Annotated in this window: 14 protein-coding genes and 1 tRNA gene; 7 read left to right on the top strand and 8 right to left on the bottom strand. The window is 72.4% G+C overall.

Features of this window, described 5'->3' with window-relative positions:
• Nucleotides 1-337: 337 nt before the first annotated feature.
• Nucleotides 338-2,776, top strand: coding sequence for a transglycosylase domain-containing protein (locus tag CO540_RS21120; protein WP_099164883.1), 2,439 nt, complete (start codon nucleotides 338-340; stop codon nucleotides 2,774-2,776).
• Between the two features lie 77 nt (nucleotides 2,777-2,853).
• Here CO540_RS21120 and CO540_RS21115 read toward each other — a convergent pair whose 3' ends face one another.
• Nucleotides 2,854-3,309, bottom strand: a complete 456-nt coding sequence (locus CO540_RS21115) for a GatB/YqeY domain-containing protein (protein WP_099163350.1) — start codon at nucleotides 3,307-3,309, stop codon at nucleotides 2,854-2,856.
• A 25-nt stretch (nucleotides 3,310-3,334) separates the two neighbouring features.
• Here CO540_RS21115 and CO540_RS21110 point away from each other — a divergent pair, with 25 nt between their 5' ends.
• Together CO540_RS21110 and CO540_RS21105 are read left to right on the top strand one after the other, a co-directional pair.
• Entirely contained in the window at nucleotides 3,335-4,228 is an 894-nt protein-coding gene (locus CO540_RS21110) for a metallophosphoesterase (protein WP_099163349.1), read from the top strand.
• 79 nt (nucleotides 4,229-4,307) lie between these two features.
• Nucleotides 4,308-4,384, top strand: a tRNA-Pro gene (locus CO540_RS21105).
• A gap of 114 nt (nucleotides 4,385-4,498) precedes the next feature.
• Here the strand turns inward: CO540_RS21105 and CO540_RS21100 are convergent.
• Complete coding sequence (locus CO540_RS21100; RefSeq protein ID WP_157779169.1) at nucleotides 4,499-5,311, bottom strand: nucleotidyltransferase domain-containing protein; 813 nt, start codon at nucleotides 5,309-5,311, stop codon at nucleotides 4,499-4,501.
• 93 nt (nucleotides 5,312-5,404) lie between these two features.
• Here CO540_RS21100 and CO540_RS21095 point away from each other — a divergent pair, with 93 nt between their 5' ends.
• Together CO540_RS21095 and CO540_RS21090 are read left to right on the top strand one after the other, a co-directional pair.
• On the top strand, nucleotides 5,405-6,112 hold the full coding sequence (locus CO540_RS21095) for an HAD family hydrolase (RefSeq protein ID WP_099163347.1): 708 nt from the start codon (nucleotides 5,405-5,407) through the stop codon (nucleotides 6,110-6,112).
• Nucleotides 6,113-6,475: 363 nt separating this feature from the next.
• A complete protein-coding gene (locus CO540_RS21090; protein ID WP_099163346.1) occupies nucleotides 6,476-7,579 on the top strand; it encodes a calcium:proton antiporter in 1,104 nt (367 codons plus the stop codon).
• 13 nt (nucleotides 7,580-7,592) lie between these two features.
• Here CO540_RS21090 and CO540_RS21085 read toward each other — a convergent pair whose 3' ends face one another.
• Nucleotides 7,593-8,066, bottom strand: a complete 474-nt coding sequence (locus CO540_RS21085; protein ID WP_099163345.1) for a hypothetical protein — start codon at nucleotides 8,064-8,066, stop codon at nucleotides 7,593-7,595.
• Nucleotides 8,067-8,176: 110 nt separating this feature from the next.
• On the opposite strand from CO540_RS21085, the gene CO540_RS21080 reads away from it, so the two are divergent.
• The gene (locus CO540_RS21080) at nucleotides 8,177-9,457 is read left to right on the top strand and encodes an MFS transporter (protein ID WP_099163344.1); all 1,281 of its coding nucleotides are present in this window, start codon (nucleotides 8,177-8,179) and stop codon (nucleotides 9,455-9,457) included.
• Nucleotides 9,458-9,589: 132 nt separating this feature from the next.
• Here the strand turns inward: CO540_RS21080 and CO540_RS21075 are convergent, their stop codons facing one another.
• The 3 genes from CO540_RS21075 to CO540_RS21065 all read right to left on the bottom strand — a co-directional run bounded on the left by CO540_RS21075 (nucleotide 9,590) and on the right by CO540_RS21065 (nucleotide 13,201).
• Nucleotides 9,590-11,332 (bottom strand): bifunctional UDP-sugar hydrolase/5'-nucleotidase, encoded by a 1,743-nt coding sequence (locus tag CO540_RS21075; RefSeq protein WP_099163343.1) that lies wholly within the window; start codon nucleotides 11,330-11,332, stop codon nucleotides 9,590-9,592.
• A gap of 403 nt (nucleotides 11,333-11,735) precedes the next feature.
• Nucleotides 11,736-12,215, bottom strand: coding sequence for a hypothetical protein (locus CO540_RS21070; protein ID WP_253866139.1), 480 nt, complete (start codon nucleotides 12,213-12,215; stop codon nucleotides 11,736-11,738).
• Between the two features lie 206 nt (nucleotides 12,216-12,421).
• Nucleotides 12,422-13,201, bottom strand: a complete 780-nt coding sequence (locus tag CO540_RS21065) for a phosphodiesterase (RefSeq protein ID WP_099164881.1) — start codon at nucleotides 13,199-13,201, stop codon at nucleotides 12,422-12,424.
• Nucleotides 13,202-13,378: 177 nt separating this feature from the next.
• On the opposite strand from CO540_RS21065, the gene CO540_RS21060 reads away from it, so the two are divergent.
• Nucleotides 13,379-14,833 (top strand): diguanylate cyclase, encoded by a 1,455-nt coding sequence (locus CO540_RS21060; RefSeq protein ID WP_099163342.1) that lies wholly within the window; start codon nucleotides 13,379-13,381, stop codon nucleotides 14,831-14,833.
• A gap of 115 nt (nucleotides 14,834-14,948) precedes the next feature.
• Here CO540_RS21060 and CO540_RS21055 read toward each other — a convergent pair whose 3' ends face one another.
• Nucleotides 14,949-16,007 carry an aspartate-semialdehyde dehydrogenase gene (locus CO540_RS21055; RefSeq protein ID WP_098747424.1) on the bottom strand — a complete coding sequence of 353 codons (1,059 nt, stop codon included), beginning with the start codon at nucleotides 16,005-16,007 and terminating at the stop codon, nucleotides 14,949-14,951.
• Between the two features lie 5 nt (nucleotides 16,008-16,012).
• Nucleotides 16,013-17,278: an aspartate kinase gene (locus CO540_RS21050; protein WP_091568473.1), complete on the bottom strand. Its 1,266-nt coding sequence runs from the start codon at nucleotides 17,276-17,278 to the stop codon at nucleotides 16,013-16,015.
• Between the last annotated feature and the right edge of the window lie 76 nt (nucleotides 17,279-17,354).

The following is a 17,354-nucleotide window of genomic DNA, read 5'->3' as shown; positions in this document are numbered from 1 at the left end:
TCGTCCGCCCGGCCTCCCCAGGGCGGCGCGGACGACGTGTGGCTGCGGTCGCCGCCACCATCATGCTGTGTAGTCGCCCGATTACGCAACGTTGTCGGCTAAATCCATCATTCCGGACACTCCCGGCTTCCCGGGCCTTCGCCCGCCGTCTACCCGGCTCGGGTACGGGAAAACGCTGCGCCGCACGTGGAGTCCGGAGGACACTTCTGCGGATCTCACGCAACCCCGCACCAGGGCTCGTGCGTTTAGCACAACGAGGCCGGCGCGTGCAGGAAATGGGGAAAGTTCCCCGCGCGCCCGCCGATCCCTGCTCGCGTACCCTGTCGAGGTGACCTGGATGCGGAAACGTGACCACAACGTGTTTACCAACGCCGCATCGCTACTGATCTGTGGCCTGCTGGCCGGCGTGGTGGTCGCCGCGGCGGCCTTCCCCGCAGTGGCGATGTCCGGACTTGCCGCCAAGGCGGGTGCCGAGACATTCGGCGCGCTGCCCAAGGAACTGACGGTGGCCCGGGCCCCGCAGATCACCTACCTGCTGGCCTCGGACGGCAAGACGCCGCTGGCCACCATGTACGACGAGAACCGCAAGGACGTCAAGCTCAAGGACATCTCGCCGTACATGCAGAAGGCCATCGTCGCGGCCGAGGACCACGACTTCTACAAGCACAACGGCGTGGACCTCAACGGCGTGGCCCGGGCGTTCGTCAACAACCAGTCCGCCGGCTCGTCCCGGCAGGGCGCGTCGACGCTCACCATGCAGTACGTCCGGCTGGCCATCTCCTACTCGGCCACCCACCCGGCCGACGTGGTCGCCGCCACCGAGGACACCAGCACCCGCAAGCTGCGCGAGATGAGCCTGGCGCTCCAGGTCGACAAGGAGCTCTCCAAGGACGAGATCCTGGAGCGCTACCTGAACATCGCCGCGTTCGGCAACGGCGCCTACGGCATCTACGCCGCCAGCCAGGTCTACTTCGGCAAGCCGCCGAGCAAGCTCGACATCCAGGAGTCGGCCATGCTCGCCGGCCTGGTGAAGGCGCCGACCGACTTCAACCCCACCACCAAGGCCGGCTACCCGGACGCGGTCGGCCGGCGTGACTACGTCATCGACAACATGGTGCAGATCGGCGCGATCACCCAGGCCGAGGCGGACGCCGCCAAGAAGGTCAAGCTCGAGGTCAAGGGCAAGCGCACGCCGAACGGCTGCGTCCAGACCACCACCCGTTCCTGGGGCTTCTTCTGCGACTACTTCTACCGCTGGTGGCTCCAGCAGGAGACGTTCGGCGGCACCTCGTACGACCGCGAGCGGCGGCTGAAGAGCGGCGGCTACAGCATCGTCACCAGCCTCGACGTGCAGGCGCAGAAGGCCGCCGACAAGGCGGTGCGCAACCACCTGAGCGAGAGCAGCAAGGCGGCCCGGATGGTGGCCGTGATCGAGCCCGGCACCGGCCGGGTGCGGGCCGTGGCGGTGAACCGGAACTTCAAGCTCGACGACCCGGCCAACCCGCAGAACAAGATCTCCAGCGACCCGCGCAAGGCCAAGAAGAAGATCCGGGGCAACTACCCGAACACGGTGAACCCGCTGGTCACCGGCGGCCCGGGCATCGCCGGCTACCAGGCCGGCTCGACCTTCAAGATCTTCACGCTGGTGGCCGCGCTGGAGAAGGGCTACCCGCTCAGCTACACCATCAACGCGCCGGATCAGTTCAAGTCCGACTACCCGGTCGAGTTCAACTCACCGGCCGCCTGCAAGGGCACCAGCAAGTACTGCCCGACCAACGCCAACAAGTCGATGGCCGGCACGCACACCATGTGGAGCGGCTTCGGCTTCTCGGTGAACACGTTCTTCATCGACCTCCAGCAGCGGGTCGGCGCGGAGAACGCGGTCAAGGCGGCACAGAAGTTGGGCATCTCGTTCCGCTCGTCCAGCGACGCACAGCTCGCCGCCAACCCGCACCAGTGGGGCGCGTTCAGCCTCGGCGTCTCGCAGACCACCCCGCTGGAGCTGGCCAACGCCTACGCCACGCTGGCCGCCGACGGGAAATACTGCGAGCCGATCCCGGTGCAGGAGATCCGCGGGCCGGACGGCGAGAAGCTCGACATCGCCAAGCCGCACTGCGAGCAGCGGATCAGCACCGAGGTGGCCCGCGCCGCCGTCGACGCCGCCCGCTGCCCGGTCGGCGACCGCTCTTCCACCTCGAAGTGCGGCACCGCCACCGCCGGCAACGTCCGCGGCATCGTGAAGGCGCCGGTGGCCGGCAAGTCCGGCACCACCGACTCGGAGAAGACCTCCTCGCTGGTCGCCATGACCAAGCAGTACGCGGTGGCCGGCATCATGGCCGACCCGGACTGGGCCCAGACCACCCAGAAGATGGGCCACGACGTGCCGAACGGCATCAACCCGGCGGTCTACGAGACGCTGCGCGACGCCATGAAGGGTAAGGAGCGGAAGGACTTCACCCCGCCCAGCGGCAAGATCGTCCTGGGTGACCAGCGCTCGATCCCGGGCGTGAAGTGCGAGTCCGTCGAGACCGCGAAGTCCCGGCTGAAGGGCGCCGGCTTCGAGCCGGTCGTCTCCAGCAACAAGGTGCCGTCGGAGTGCCCGGCCGGCACCGCGGCCGGCACCAGCCCGGACGGACGCACCATCAAGGGCGGCGTGGTCATGATCGAGGTCAGCTCCGGCCAGGGCGGGCCGACGCCCGGCAACAGCGCCGGTCCGGGCGGGCCCCCCGCTCCCCCGGGCAACGGCAACGGCCGGCCGGGACGCCCACGCGGCTGACCGGCGAGCGACGACGACGGGCGGGCACCCCAGCGGGTGCCCGCCCGTTTCCGTCGGTCAGCGGCGGTCGGAGGCGGTCAGAGGCCGAGCTGGCGGCGTACCTCGGCGGCGACCCGGCCGCCCTCGGCCCGGCCGGCCACCGCGCCCTGGGCCGCCTTCATGGCCGGGCCCATCTGCGCCTTGCCGGTGAAGCCGCCCGCGGCGAGCGCCCCCGAGACCAGCTCGGCCAACTCCTCGTCGGAGAGCTGCTTCGGCAGGTAGCGCTCCAGCACCTCACCCTCGGCGGTCTCCTTGCCGGCCTGCTCGACGCGCCCGGCGTTGGCGAAGGCGGTCGCCGCCTCGCGCCGCTTCTTCGCCTCCTTGGTCAGCACCGCGAGCACCTCGTCGTCGCTGAGCTCGCGCTTTTCCCGGCCGGCGACCTCGGCGGTGCCGACGGCCGCGAGGGCCATCCGCAGCGTGGAGGTGGTCAGCTCGTCGCGCGCCTTCAGGGCGGCGCGCATGTCGGCGGTGAGACGGTCCTTCAGCGTGCTCATGGACGGTGAAACTACCCTGAACGCCATGCGAAAGCGCACACTATTCCGGCTCGCGGCCGGGACCGCCGCCGTCGGCGCGGCCACCCTGGCATACGCGTCGCTCGTCGAACGCAACCTGTTCACCCTCCGCCGGTACGACGTGCCGGTGCTCCCGACCGACGCCGAACCGCTGCGCGTGCTCCACCTGTCGGACCTGCACATGATGCCCGGCCAGCGCCGCAAGCAGGACTGGGTGGCCTCGTTGGCCGCGCTCGACCCGGACCTGGTGGTGGTCACCGGCGACAACATGGCCGACCCGGAGGCGGTGCCCGGCGTGCTGCGCGCCCTGCAACCGCTGCTCGACCTGCCCGGCGCCTTCGTCTTCGGCTCCAACGACTACACCGGGCCGGTCCTGAAGAACCCGTTCACCTACTTCCTGCCCGACCGGGAGTACACCGAGGGCGTGGCGCTGCCGTACGAGGAACTGCGCGACATCCTCACCGGCGCCGGCTGGGCCGACCTGAACAACGCCCGCACCACGCTCAAGGCCGGCGGCCGGGAGATCGAACTGGTCGGCGTGGACGACCCGCACATCGAGCGGGACGACTACGACGCCGTGGCCGGTCCGGTCGGCGACTCCGCCGCGCTGTCGATCGCCCTGGCGCACTCGCCGGAACCGGCGGTGCTGGACCGGATGGCCGCCGACGGCTTCGGTCTGCTGCTCGCCGGGCACACCCACGGCGGGCAGGTCTGCGTGCCCGGGTACGGCGCGCTGGTGACCAACTGCGGGCTGCCCCGGTCGATGGCGCGCGGGCTGCACCGCTGGCCCGGCTCGGACTCGTGGCTGCACGTCTCCGCCGGCCTGGGCACCCACCCGACCGCCCCGGTCCGCTTCGCCTGCCCACCCGAGGCGAGCATCCTGACCCTGATCTCCCGCTGACGTCCGGGCCCGGGCGCGGGGCACGGGGGTACCGAGTTTGACCACGGAGGCGGGTGGGCTACTATTTGTCGGCACGCCTCGGGGTGTGGCGCAGCTTGGTAGCGCGCTTCGTTCGGGACGAAGAGGTCGTCGGTTCGAATCCGGCCACCCCGACCAGAGGTCAGAGGGCACATCCGATCCACGGATGTGCCCTCTGGTGCGTCTTGGTGCCCAACCCCGGGCAGGGCCCGCAGCGATCCGAGCCAGCACCGCCGCGCACTTCCCGCCCGTTCACGTCCGGAAGATCTGCAGCTCGTCTCCCCAGCCTTCGAAGACGGGGGTCAGCACCGGCACGGAACGCTCGTCGTCGAAAGTCGCGCAGAGGCTCTCGACCCGCGCGAAGGTGGTCCGGATGGCGGCCGGATCGCCGTCCAGGGTGGCCTCCAGCAGGGACAGGAGTCCACCCGCCTCCCACCCGGGCAGCGGGTGTTCACCCAGTTCCCAGGGCAGGTACTTGTGGTAGGGGCGCACCCGCCCGGCCAACGTGAAGATGACGTCCAGCAACCAGGGCACCGACTCGGCGGCATCGAGCCGGCGTTCCAGTCCGCGCCCGTCCCGGTCGCTCTTGAGGGCGCGGTAGGCATGGTTCAGCCACCCGTCCAGGCGGTCGTGCTCGACCAGGATCGCCTCCGCCTCGTCGGGCGTGACCGTGGCCGCTCGATGAAGCGCTACCGGCAACCGGCCCTCGGTGCGGTCAAGGAGGATCGGGACCCAGGCGAACGACCAGCGGAACCACCAGCCCCCGCTCCCGAACGGCGGCACCTCTTCCAACTGGGACAGCGGGACCGGAATCTCGTCGACGTCAGGGGATCGGGTCGTCCTGCGGCCGCCCATGCCCCCGTCGGTGAGAACGACGTAGACGTCCAGGTCCGAGCGCTCGGTGGCGACACCCCGGCCCACCGAACCGGAGAGGACCAGGCCCAGCAGGTCCTCGCCGTGATCCGCGTCGTTCCGGGCCGCGAGCTCGATCAGCAGGCGGCGGCGCTGAGGGGAGAGACCTGACGGGATGGTCAGGCCGTGGGGAGAGTGCGTCACACGCAGCACCCTTCCCTCCCCGAACCGTCTGCGGCAAGCACGTTCCGCGTCTCCGGAGAAGGGCCGGGGTGACGGCGGTCACCGTCTCAGTAGGATGCCCACATGGCCCGGCCGGTGATCTTCGATCTGTTCCACACCCTGGTCCACGGGGCCGACGCCGAGCGCGACCGGGTGGTCGGCGAGATGGCGCTCGTCGTCGGGGTGCCGCCGGACGCGCTGGTCGCCGCGTACCACGCGACGTGGCGGGACCGGCTGGTCCGCTGGGACGTCGAGGAGACGATCCGGATCCTCGCCGGCCGGCTCGGCGGCACGCCGACCGACGAGCAGGTGAGCCGGGCCGCCGAGCACCGCCGGGCGCTCGCGCGCCGGGTGCTGGGCCGCGTCTCGCCCGCCGTCCTGGACGTGCTCGACGCGCTGCGCACGGGCGGGCGTCCGCTCGCCCTGATCAGCAACGCGACCGCCGAGACCGCCGAGGCGTGGCCCGGAACCGCCCTGGCCCACCGCTTCGACGTCGCGGTCTTCTCCAGCGACGTCGGGCTGGCCAAGCCCGACCCGGCGATCTACCGCCACGCGGCCGAGCGGCTGGGCGTCGCCCCGGGCGACTGCGTCTACGCCGGCGACGGCGCGGACGGCGAGCTGGCCGGGGCCGCCGCGGTCGGGATGACCGTGCTGCGGACCACGGAGCACCAGGACACCGACCCGGGTTGGGACGGGCCCTCGTTCGCGAGCCTGACCGACCTGCCCGCCCTGCTCAGCGGATCGCTCCCAGGTCGAGCACGACCAGCTCCGCCTCCGTCGTACGCAGGGTGAGCACCTCGGGGGTACACCCCGGTACGGCGGCCGCACCAGGCCGGGCCACGCCGCACCGAGCCGGGCGAGCGCCTCCTGTGCCAGGTCGGCCGCGTCGTGCGGGTTCGCGGTGAGCACGTACCCGTAGCGGACGAGCGCCGCCCACCGTGCCCGGACGAACTCCTCGAACGCCGGTTCGGCACCAGCCATCGGCCACCTCCTGCCACCGGGACGCCCGAGCGTTGTGGGCTGTTGCACCGTGACGGCGGCCACCGACCCGGCCGGCGCTCGCGGCGTCGAACGGGGACGGGACGAAAGCGGCGCGAAGGCGTCCGGCCACGGGCGGTTGATCGATTCACCTGGCATGGTTGACGCATGCCAGCGATGATCCGATCCCGCCTGACCGATTGGACCACTGTCGTACCCCTGGTCGCCGTGCTCCTGCTCGTGGTCACGTGGGGCCGGGAGCTGCCCGGTGTGCTCATCGCCGTGGTGGCCGCCCTGCTCGCGGCCGCCGTGCTGGCGGCCGTGCACCACGCGGAGGTGGTGGCCCACAAGGTCGGTGAGCCGTACGGCTCACTCGTGCTGGCGGTCGCGGTCACCGTGATCGAGGTCGGCCTGATCGTCACCCTGATGATCAGCGGTGGGGACAAGACGCAGGCGCTGGCCCGGGACACCGTCTTCGCCGCCGTGATGATCACCTGCAACGGCATCCTCGGGCTGGCCCTGCTGCTCGGCGCGCTGCGCCGTCAGGTCGCGGTGTTCAACCCGGAGGGCACCGGCGGGGCCCTGGCGACGGTGGCCACCCTCGCCACGCTCAGCCTGGTGGTGCCGACGTTCACCACCAGCCGTCCCGGTCCGGAGTTCTCCCCGGCCCAGCTCGCCTTCGCGGCGGTCGCCTCGCTGGCTCTCTACCTGCTCTTCGTGATGGTGCAGACCGGCCGGCACCGCGACTACTTCCTCCCGGTCACCCAGGAGGGCAGCATCATGGCCGAGGACCGCGACGGCGACGGGCACGCCGAACCGCCGTCCACGCGTACCGCCCTGGCCAGCCTGGCGCTGCTGGTCGTGGCGCTGGTCGCGGTGGTCGGCGACGCGAAGACCATCTCCCCGGCGATCGAGTCCGCCGTCCAGGCGGCCAACCTGCCGCAGGCGTTCGTCGGCGTGGTCATCGCCCTGCTGGTGCTGGCGCCGGAGACGCTGGCCGCCGCCCGGGCGGCCCGGCGGGACCGGGTGCAGATCAGCCTCAACCTCGCCCTCGGTTCGGCCATGGCCAGCATCGGCCTGACCATCCCGGCCATCGCGATCGCCTCGATCTGGCTGGACGGCCCGCTGCTGCTGGGCCTGGGCGGCACCCAGATGACGTTGCTCGCGCTGACCGCGGTGACCGGCGTGCTGACCGTGGTGCCCGGGCGCGCCACCGTGCTCCAGGGCGGGGTGCACCTGGTGCTGCTCGCCGCGTTCGTCTTCCTGGCCGCCAGCCCGTGACCGGGTCGGCCGGTCAGTCGTGCAGTTCGGTGCGGGCCACCTCGGCGAACGCCGCGTTCAGGCAGTCGGCGAACGGGCGTCCGGTGACCGTGAGCAGGTCGGCCACGAGCAGCGGGGCGTGCCGGGCGACGGCCGCCGGGTCGGGCGGGTTCTCGTCGTCGCCCGGGTCGTAGACGCCGAGCGCGCCGGCCAGCAGCACCAGCAGCACGTGCGGGTCGACCTCGGGCCACCACGTGGCAGCCGACCGGGCGCAGCGCTCCAGGACCTGACGCACGTCGTCGCCGTCCAACCCGTCCGGGTGCCCCTCCTCCAGCAGCAGGCGCACCGCGCCGCCGAGCACCAGCCCGGCCCGGTCGGCCACGGCGAGTCGTTCGACGGCCGGGCGGTACGCGGCCGCGTCCCGGTCCCGGGCGGCGGCGACCGCGTCCGTGGCGGTCTCGGCGATCTCGCGGGCCGGGGCGGGCAGGTGGCGCCAGGTCGTGCTCACCGGGCCAGCATGGCAGACCGGGTGTGCTTGCTCACCTTCCGGCTCCGTGACCGTGGTGGGCGCGGGGTAAACGGGTCGCGGCCGTCGTACCCGCCGCACAGAATCCAGCCATGCTGCGCCGCGCCCTGCCCGCCCGTCCCGAAGCCCGCCGGATCCTGGTCGGCACGCTGCTCTCCGCGGTCGGGCGCGGCCTCACCCTGCCGTTCCTGTTCATCTACCTGACCGACGTACGCGGGCTGACCGACGCCCGGGCGGGTCTGGTGATCGGCTGGTTCGGCGCGGTGACGTTGGCGCTCTCTCCGCTGGGCGGGACGCTGATCGACCGGTTCGGCGCCCGGCGGGTGGTGCTGCCGTGCCTGGTGGTCGAGGCGGTCGGCACCGGGTCGCTGGCGCTGGTCGACTCGACCGCCTCCGCGTTCGGGGTGATGACCCTGGTCGCGCTCGGCAGTTCGGCGATCTGGGCCGGGCAGAACACCATCCTGGCGTCGCTCACCGGTGACGGTGAGCGACAGCGTGTCTTCGGGTTGAACTTCGCCCTGCTCAACCTCGGCATCGGCGTCGGCGGCCTGATCTCCGGCGCGGTGGTCGACGTGGCCCGGCCGGTCACGTTCCAGGCGATCTACGTGCTGGACGCGGTGAGCTATCTGACCCCCGCCCTGATCCTGCTCACCCTGCCCCACGTCGGGCGTCGCCCGGCCACGACCGCGGTCCCGGAGGGCGGCGTCACCCCGGTCAGCGGTGGCTACCTGACGGTGTTGCGGGACCGGCCGTTCCGTCGGCTGGTCGTCTTCGGCCTGGTGCTGACCACCTGCGGGTACGCGCAGATCGAGGTGGGCTTCGCCGCGTACTCGGTGCGGGTGGTGGAGGTCACGCCCCGCGTGGTGGCCTGGGCGCTGGCCGCGAACACCGTGATGATCGTGCTCTCCCAGCTGCTGGTGCTCCGCCGGCTGGAGGGGCGCAGCCGCACCGGCGCGCTGGCGACGGTCGGCGCGGTCTTCGCGGGGGCCTGGCTGGTGCTCGGTGCGGCCGGTGTTGTCGGCGGTGGCAACGCGGTGCTCGCGGCGCTCGGCGTGGTGGCCTGCTCGGCGATCTTCGGGTTCGGCGAGACGATGCTGTCGCCGGTGATGCCGGCCCTGACCAACGCGCTGGCCACCGACGAGCTGCGCGGTCGGTACAACGCCATGAGTTCGATGATCTTCGGGATCAGCGGAGTGGTCGGTCCGGTCACCGCCGGGCCCCTGATCGGCGCGGCCGACGGGCGGGTCTGGGTGGCCGTCGTGGTGGGCGGCTGCCTGGTCGCCTCACTGCTCGCGCTGTCACTGCGCCCCCTGCTCACCCAGGCCCAGGACGGCCGCCCGGCGCGGGGCCCCGAGCCCGTGCCGGTGGCCTGACCTCCCCCAGGCTCATCGACCAGGGAGTTCGCGTCACGCTTCGGCACCCTCCCCGACGCGAACTCCTTGACCGGCACGGACGACAACGGGCCCCGGAGCAGCGCTCCGGGGCCCGTTGGCGGTGCGGTGCCGTCAGGCGGCGGGAACCTCCGCGGTGGTCCGAATCCGGTCCAGCGCCGGCGCGGACACCGGCGACTTCTCGGTCAGGTACGCGGTGAAGGCGTCCAGGTCGATCTGGCCGGTCACCGCGTTGGTGCCGCCGGTCAGGACGCTGAAGCCGTCGCCGCCGCCGGCGAGGAAGTTGTTCACCGTGACGCGGTAGGTCGCGGTGTCGGTCACCGGGGTGCCGTTGATGGTGAGGCTGCCCCGGACCACCCGGGTGCCGGCGCACGGGGTGCCGGCCGGCGCGGTGGCGCCGTTGACGTCGACGACGTAGTTCACGGTCGAGGACGCGTAGAGCACCCGGGCCACGGTGAACTGCTGCTCCAGCATGCAGTAGAGCTGGGCGCCGGTCAGGTCCAGCGTCACCAGGTTGTTGGCGAACGGCTGGACGGTGAACGCCTCGGCGTAGGTGACCGGGCCGGCGTCGAGGTCGGCGCGGACGCCACCGGGGTTCATGAACGCGGCGACCGCGTTCTGCTCGGTGTCGGTCGCGGCGAGCTGGGCGTCCGCGATCAGGTTGCCCAGTGGCGACTCACCGGTCTGGTACGTCGGCTTGCCGTTCGCGTCGACCCCGGTCTGGTACAGGTTCTCCTGGGTCTTGGTGATCGCGGTGGTGGTCTCGCCGACAACCCGGTCGGCCACCGGGCCGAGGGCGGTCTTGTACCGGTTGATCAGCTCGGTCGAGGCCGGGTCCTTCTCGACGGTCCGGGTGACCACGACGTTGTTGGCCGACGCGCTGATGACGTCCCGGGTACGCGGGTCGATCTTCAGGTTGATGTCGGTGACCAGGCGGCCGAACGAGCTGGCGCTGGTGACCAGCTTGCCGTTGATGTTGCAGTTGTACGCGGCGTGGGTGTGCCCACTGACGATCACGTCGATGGACGGGTCCATCCGGTTGGCGATGTCGACGATCGGGCCGCTGAACCCGGTGCAGTCGTTGATGCCGCCGCCGTTCTGCACACCGCCCTCGTGCAGCAGCACGACGATGCTCTTGACGCCGAGCAGCCGCAGGATCCTGGCGTACTTGTTGGCGGTGTCGGCCTCGTCGGTGAAGCGCAGGCCGGCGACGCCCTGCTGGCTGACGATGTTCGGGGTGCCCTCCAGGGTCATCCCGATGAAGCCGATCGGCACGCCCTTGACGATCTTGATGCCGAACGGCTGCAGCAGCGGCAGGCCGGTCTTGGTCTTGAAGGCGTTCGCCGAGAGGTACTTGAACGTGGCGCCCTCGAACGGGGTGCCGTCGGCGCAGCCGTCCACCGGGTGGCAGCCACCGCGCTGCATCCGCAGCAGCTCGGCCGCGCCCTCGTCGAACTCGTGGTTGCCGACGCTGGCGAACTCGAGCCCGGCGAGGTTCATCTCCTCGATGGTGGGCTCGTCGTGGAACGCGGCGGAGAGCAGCGGCGAGGCGCCGATCAGGTCGCCGGCGGCGACCGTGACCGTGCCCTTGCCCTGCTGCTGGGCGGCCGCGCGCATGGCCTTCAGGTGGCTGGCCAGGTATTCCGCGCCACCGGCGGGCTGACCGTCGATGGTGCCGCTGGACCCGCTCGGCGGCTCCAGGTTGCCGTGGAAGTCGTTGATCGCGAGCAGCTGGACGTCGACCGGCTTCGAGTGGGCCTCGGCCTGGTCGGGGGTGACGGCGACCGCGCTGAACGCGGTCACGGCGAGTGCGGCCAGGCCGACGGCGGCCCGGCGGCGCATCCCGGGGACGGACATGGAACTCCTCGTGAGATACCGGCGCGTGGTGTCCGGACGATGGTTCGCCCGGTGACCCTGATCCGTGCCGTGACAGGGGTCGATCGCGGAAGGCGGCACTCGGGGGAACGCCGCCCCGCCGGGGGTAGCTTCTCATCCACCGGCCCGCAGGTCGACCGGGGCGGCATCCGGAATCCTCGCCCCGCTGGGCGACCCGTGCCGGTCTGCCCGACGAGTCCGACATGACGGTCAGGTGAATTCCCGCACGGGGCACGCTGTCGTTCCGCGGTGTCACCCAGGGCGCCGGCCCCCAGGGACCAGGGAGCCGGCGCCGTCGCTCATGTCACGCGGAAACCGTTGCGCTGGCAACCTTCCTAACCGGAAAAACTCCCGGCGGACCACCCGTCGCGAGCCGAACGGTCGTTCACACCGGACGGACCGGCACCCGAACCGAACTGTCCGAACTCGACTCACCGTCGGAGGGAGGTCCTCCGCCGGCCACCACGCGCAGCGCCGACCGGCTCCACCGACCGGCGACCCCGGGCCGGCCCGCCAGGTAGTCGACGGTCCGCGCGACGTCCCAGCCGTGCGCCTCCCGCAGCCCCCGCGCCAGCATGCCGAGGTAGACCGGCGCCGGCCGGGTCCACGGCACGTCCACCGCCCGGTGCGGGGCGGTGAACGTGAGCATCGGCAGGCCGTCGCGGGTGCCGACCCGCAGCAGCGTCTCGTAACGGCCCGCCCCGAGCGTGGCCCGGCCGGTGGTGATCGCCGCGCGGATGCCGCCCAGGTCGGCGCCCGGCGCCCGGTACATCTCCTGCGCCGCGATGTCGGCGAACTGTTCGACCGTCACCAGGTAGCCGCGCGCCGCCGCCCGGCCGGGCAACCCCGGGTCGTAGAACGCCATTCCGCCCGTCCAGGCCCGGGACTCACCGGCGAAGTAGACGCCGCCGGGGATCAGCGCCGCGACCGTCCGCTCCGGTGGTCGGCAGTCCCGGCAGCCCGGGTACGTGCGCAGCCCGCCCGGCGGACGCCCGCCGCGCAGGTACCAGTCGAGCCGCGCCGCGTGCAGGTTGGAGCCGTACGCGACATACCAGAGGAGCGGCCCGGCGGTTAGAACCAGCAGGTCCGCCCCGCGGCGTGGCTCACCTGGACGGTGTGCGTGACGCAGCCGCCGTCGGCCACCCGGTGCAGCAGGAACGCGGTCGGCTCGGCGACCAGGCCGATCTCCTCCTCGTCGGTCATGGTCAGGCTCGCCTGCACCCAGGTGCTCGGCGCGGTGGTCAGCACCGTGCCGGCGAACGCGCTGGTCACCGGGCGGTGCAGGTGACCCGCCGCGACGCGTACGACGTGGGGGTGCCGCGCGACCACGGCGGCGAGCGCGTCCCCGTCGGCGAGCCGGATCGCGTCGGCGGCCGGGATGCCCACCGCGATCGGCGGGTGGTGCAGGCACACGACGGCGGGCGCCTCCGGGCGGCCGGCGAGCACGCCGTCGAGCCAGTCGAGCTGCTCGTCGCCGAGCCGCCCGTCGGAGCTGCCCGCGGTGAGCGAGTCGAGCACCACGAGCGTGGCGTCCGGATGGTCGACGTGGTAGTGCGCGGAGAACCCGCCGGCCAGGTGGGGGGTGCCGCCGAACGTGTCGAGCAGCGACTCGCGGTCGTCGTGGTTGCCGGTGGCCAGGTGGACGGGCAACGGGAAGCGCCCGACGATCTCGCGGAGGGCGAGGTATTCGTCCGGCCGACCGTTGTTGGTGAGGTCGCCGGTGATCACCACGCAGTCGGGCCGGGGACGCAGGGCGAGCACCGACCCGAGCGCCCGGTGCAGCCCGGAGGCCTGCTCGGCGGCGAGCGGACCGGTGGTCACGTGCGGGTCGCTGAGCTGGGCGATGAGCATCGGCGCCTCCTCGGAGCCCGGGGCCTCCACGCTATCGCCGGCGGGCCGCGCCGCGCAGGCCCGCCCGGTACCCACAGGCCGCGTCCACAGCCTGTGGATAGCACATGTGTACGAAGGTCGACGGCCGCCGCGCTGAGTACATTTGATCGCACCCGACCCCCTCCGAGCAGGAACGACGTGGATCACGAGCGAGTTCTCCGCGACGTCACGGCACGCCTTCCCACGGCGTCGACCGTGCCGGAGGCGTGCCAGTGGACGGTCGCCGCGCTCGCCCGGCACACCCCGGCGACCGCGACGATCCTGCTCCGGGTCCACGACCGGCTCCGGTGCGTCGCGGCGACCGGCGCCTGGCAGGTCTTCTCGCACGTCCCGGCGACGACCGACGGGGCGCCGGCCCACCACCGGCCCGAGCCGTCCGTGGTGCGGCGGGTCTACGCCTCCGGGGAGACCGCCGCCGTGCCCGACGTGGCCGCCGACCCCGACTACCTCCCGGTCCGGCCGGACGTCACCGCGGAGCTCTGCGTGCCGGTACGCGACCCGGACGGCCACCCGATCGGCGTGCTCGACCTGCAGTGGAGCGAACCGGTCGGACTCACGCCGTGGCGGGAGACCGCCGAGCGGCTGGCCGACCGGCTCGGCGCCCGGATCGCGGCGCTCGGCGGCCCGCCGGCCGAGAGCCGCAGCGAGAAGCTGCTCCGGCACGCGGCCGCGTTCACCGCCGCGCCGACGGACTGGGACCTGACGACCGCCGCGATCGCCGCCGCCCGGGACGTGTCCGCGCTCGCCGCGGCCGTGCTGGTGCTCACCGGCCGGCGCGGGCCCCAATTGAACGCGCCCACCCACACCCCGGGTGAGCTGGAGGCACGGATCCGGGCCGAGCTGGGTGAGGCCGGGCCGGTCGCGCTGGACCGGATGATCGACCGTGCCCACCGGTACGGCTCGGCGTACACGCTGGGCGAGGCGGGGCACCCGCCGACCGAGGAGTATCTGCCGCTGACCCGGGCCGGCGCCCGCACGCTGGTGGCGGTGCCGGTCGGCACGCCGACCGCCGGCGGGGTGCTGCTGGTCGCCGACGAGCGACTGCTGCGCCCCGACCCGACCACTGTCAACCTGATCGAGTTGCTGGCCGGGCAGGCGTGGACCTGCCGGGACCGGTTGCGCACTCTGGCGCGGCTGCGCGAGCAGGCCAACTCCGATCCGCTCACCGGCCTCCGGCACACCGGCCCGTTCGGGCAGCGGATCGCCAGCGCCACGCCGGGGCGTACCGCCCTGCTGGCGATCGACGTGGACGGGTTCAAGGACGTCAACGACACGTACGGCCACCAGGCCGGCGACCGGCTGCTGGTAGGGCTGGCCCGGGCCCTGGAGGGCGCACTGCGGCAGGGCGACGAGCTGTACCGGACCGGGGGCGACGAGTTCGTCGCGGTGATCGAGGTGAGCCGCCCGGAGGAGGCGGTCCGGATCGCCGAGCGCCTGACCGAGGCGGCCCGCCGCACCGGCCGGACCATCAGCGTCGGCGTCGCACTGCCCCGCCCCGGCGAGACCCCCGAGCGCACCCTCCACCGCGCCGACCAGGCCCTCTACGCGGTCAAACGCCACGGCCGAGACGGCATCCACCTCTCCGCCGCCTGACCCGCCACCCCCACCCCCACCCGCCGTCGATCTTGCAGTTCCGGCCCCTGATGCGCGGCATATGTCCACGATGCCCGGGCACGAAGTGCAAGATCGCGCAGGAAGCGGGGGCAGGTCAGGAGGTCAGGGCCTTGGCGAGGAGTTCGGCGATCTGGGCGGTGTTGAGGGCGGCGCCCTTGCGGAGGTTGTCGCCCGTCACGAAGAGGTCGAGGGCTCTCGGGTCGTCCACGGCGCGGCGGATGCGGCCGACCCAGGACGGGTCGGTGCCGACCGCGTCGATCGGCATCGGGAACTCCCCGGCCGCCGGGTCGTCGACCAGGATCACGCCCGGCGCGTTGCGCAGCACCTCGCGGGCGCCCTCGGCGTCCACCTCGGTGGCGAAGACCGCGTGCACGGCGACCGAGTGACCGGTCACCACGGGCACCCGGACGCAGGTGGCGGAGATCTTCAGGTCGGGCAGCCCGAGGATCTTGCGCGACTCGTTGCGGAGCTTCATCTCCTCGGAGGACCAGCCGCCGTCGGCCAGCGAGCCGGCCCACGGCACCACGTTCAGCGCCAACGGCGCCGGGAACGGGCCCAGCTCGTCGCCGACCGCCTGGCGCACGTCGCCGGCGCGGGACCCGAGCACCCGGTCCCCGGCGATCTTGCCGAGCTGGAGGTGCAGCGCGTCCACCCCGGCCTGCCCCGCCCCGGACACCGCCTGGTACGAGGCGAGGACCAGCTCGCGCAGGCCGTACTCGCGGTGCAGCGGGGCGATCGCCACGATCATGGCCAGGGTGGTGCAGTTGGCGTTGGCGATGATCCCCTTCGGCCGGTTGCGCACCTGCTCGGGGTTGATCTCGGGGACCACCAGCGGCACGTCCCGGTCCATCCGGAACGCGCCGGAGTTGTCCACCACCACCGCGCCGCGCGCCACCGCGACCGGCGCCCACTCGGCCGCCACGTCGTCCGGCACGTCGAACATCGCCACGTCGACACCGTCGAACGCGTCGGCGGTGAGCGCCTGGACGGTCAACTCCTCACCTCGGCACAGGATGCGGCGACCGGCCGACCGTTCGGAGGCGAGCAACCGGATCTCGCCCCACACGTTGCGGCGGGAGGAGAGGATCTGGCACATCACCGTGCCGACGGCACCTGTCGCCCCGACCACGGCGAGGGTGGGTAACGACGCCATCCGCGCTACCGCCCGGTGCCGGCGTAGACGACGGCTTCGGTGTCACCACCCAGCTCGAAGGCGTCGTGGATGGCCCGGACCGCCTTGTCGAGGTCGGTGTCCCGGCAGACCACGGAGACCCGGATCTCCGAGGTGGAGATCATCTCGATGTTCACCCCGGCGGTGCCGAGCGCGGCGAAGAACCCGGCGGCGACACCCGGGTGCGAGCGCATGCCGGCGCCGATCAGCGAGACCTTGCCGACGTGGTCGTCGTAGAGCAGGCCCTTGAACTTGACCGACTCCTGGATCTTGCTGAGCGCGGCCATCGCGGTCGGGCCGTCCGCCTTGGGCAGCGTGAACGAGATGTCGGTGCGGCCGGTGCCCTCGGTGGACACGTTCTGCACGATCATGTCGATGTTGATCTCGGCGCCGGCCACGGTGTCGAAGATCCGCGCGGCGGCGCCCGGCTCGTCCGGCACGCCGACGATGGTGATCTTCGCCTCGCTGCGGTCGTGGGCGACCCCGGTGATCAGTGCCTGTTCCACAGGAAGGTCCTCCATCGATCCGGTGACCATCGTGCCGGTGTTGGTCGAGTATGACGAACGGACGTGGATCGGCAAGCCCGCGCGCCGGGCGTACTCGACGCTGCGCAGGTGCAGCACCTTCGCGCCGCAGGCGGCCAGCTCCAGCATCTCCTCGTAGGTGATCTGCTTGATGTGCCGGGCGTTCGGCACGATCCGCGGGTCGGCGGAGAAGATGCCGTCCACGTCGGTGTAGATCTCGCAGACGTCGGCGTGCAGCGCGGCGGCGAGCGCCACGGCGGTGGTGTCGGAGCCGCCCCGGCCGAGCGTGGTGACGTCCTTGGTGTCCTGCGAGACGCCCTGGAAACCGGCGACGATGACCACCGCGCCCTCGTCCAGCGCGCCCTTGAGCCGCCCCGGGGTCACGTCGATGATCCGGGCCCGGCCGTGCACCGAGGTGGTGATCACGCCGGCCTGGGAACCGGTGAACGAGCGGGCCTCGTACCCCAGGTTGTGGATGGCCATGGCGAGCAACGCCATGGAGATCCGCTCCCCGGCGGTGAGCAGCATGTCCAGCTCGCGGCCCGGCGGCAACGGGCTGACCTGGTTGGCCAGGTCGAGCAGCTCGTCGGTGGTGTCGCCCATGGCGGAGACCACCACGACCACGTCGTCGCCCGCCTTGCGGGCCGCCACGATGCGTTCGGCCACCCGCTTGATCCGCTCGGCGTTGGCGACGGAGGACCCGCCGTACTTCTGCACCACGAGTGCCACGACGGTGCACTCCCTCCCAGCGACGACCCTGAGCGTGCCGACGCCGCCGGGCGTTTCGTCCGGCGGCGTGTGTCAG

Source organism: Micromonospora sp. WMMA2032 (assembly GCF_002688545.1).
Taxonomy (GTDB): Bacteria; Actinomycetota; Actinomycetes; order Mycobacteriales; family Micromonosporaceae; genus Micromonospora; species Micromonospora sediminicola.
Note: the sequence above shows the minus strand (reverse complement) of the source record. Positions and strands in the feature narration are given on the sequence as shown.

Coding starts and splice junctions, on each gene's coding strand:
- CO540_RS21120 (WP_099164883.1), top strand. CDS start 338: ATGCGGAAACGTGACCACAACGTGTTTACCAACGCCGCATCGCTACTG.
- CO540_RS21090 (WP_099163346.1), top strand. CDS start 6,476: ATGATCCGATCCCGCCTGACCGATTGGACCACTGTCGTACCCCTGGTC.
- CO540_RS21075 (WP_099163343.1), bottom strand. CDS start 11,332: ATGTCCGTCCCCGGGATGCGCCGCCGGGCCGCCGTCGGCCTGGCCGCA.
- CO540_RS21080 (WP_099163344.1), top strand. CDS start 8,177: ATGCTGCGCCGCGCCCTGCCCGCCCGTCCCGAAGCCCGCCGGATCCTG.
- CO540_RS21095 (WP_099163347.1), top strand. CDS start 5,405: ATGGCCCGGCCGGTGATCTTCGATCTGTTCCACACCCTGGTCCACGGG.
- CO540_RS21115 (WP_099163350.1), bottom strand. CDS start 3,309: ATGAGCACGCTGAAGGACCGTCTCACCGCCGACATGCGCGCCGCCCTG.
- CO540_RS21110 (WP_099163349.1), top strand. CDS start 3,335: ATGCGAAAGCGCACACTATTCCGGCTCGCGGCCGGGACCGCCGCCGTC.
- CO540_RS21065 (WP_099164881.1), bottom strand. CDS start 13,201: ATGCTCATCGCCCAGCTCAGCGACCCGCACGTGACCACCGGTCCGCTC.
- CO540_RS21055 (WP_098747424.1), bottom strand. CDS start 16,007: ATGGCGTCGTTACCCACCCTCGCCGTGGTCGGGGCGACAGGTGCCGTC.
- CO540_RS21070 (WP_253866139.1), bottom strand. CDS start 12,215: ATGGCGTTCTACGACCCGGGGTTGCCCGGCCGGGCGGCGGCGCGCGGC.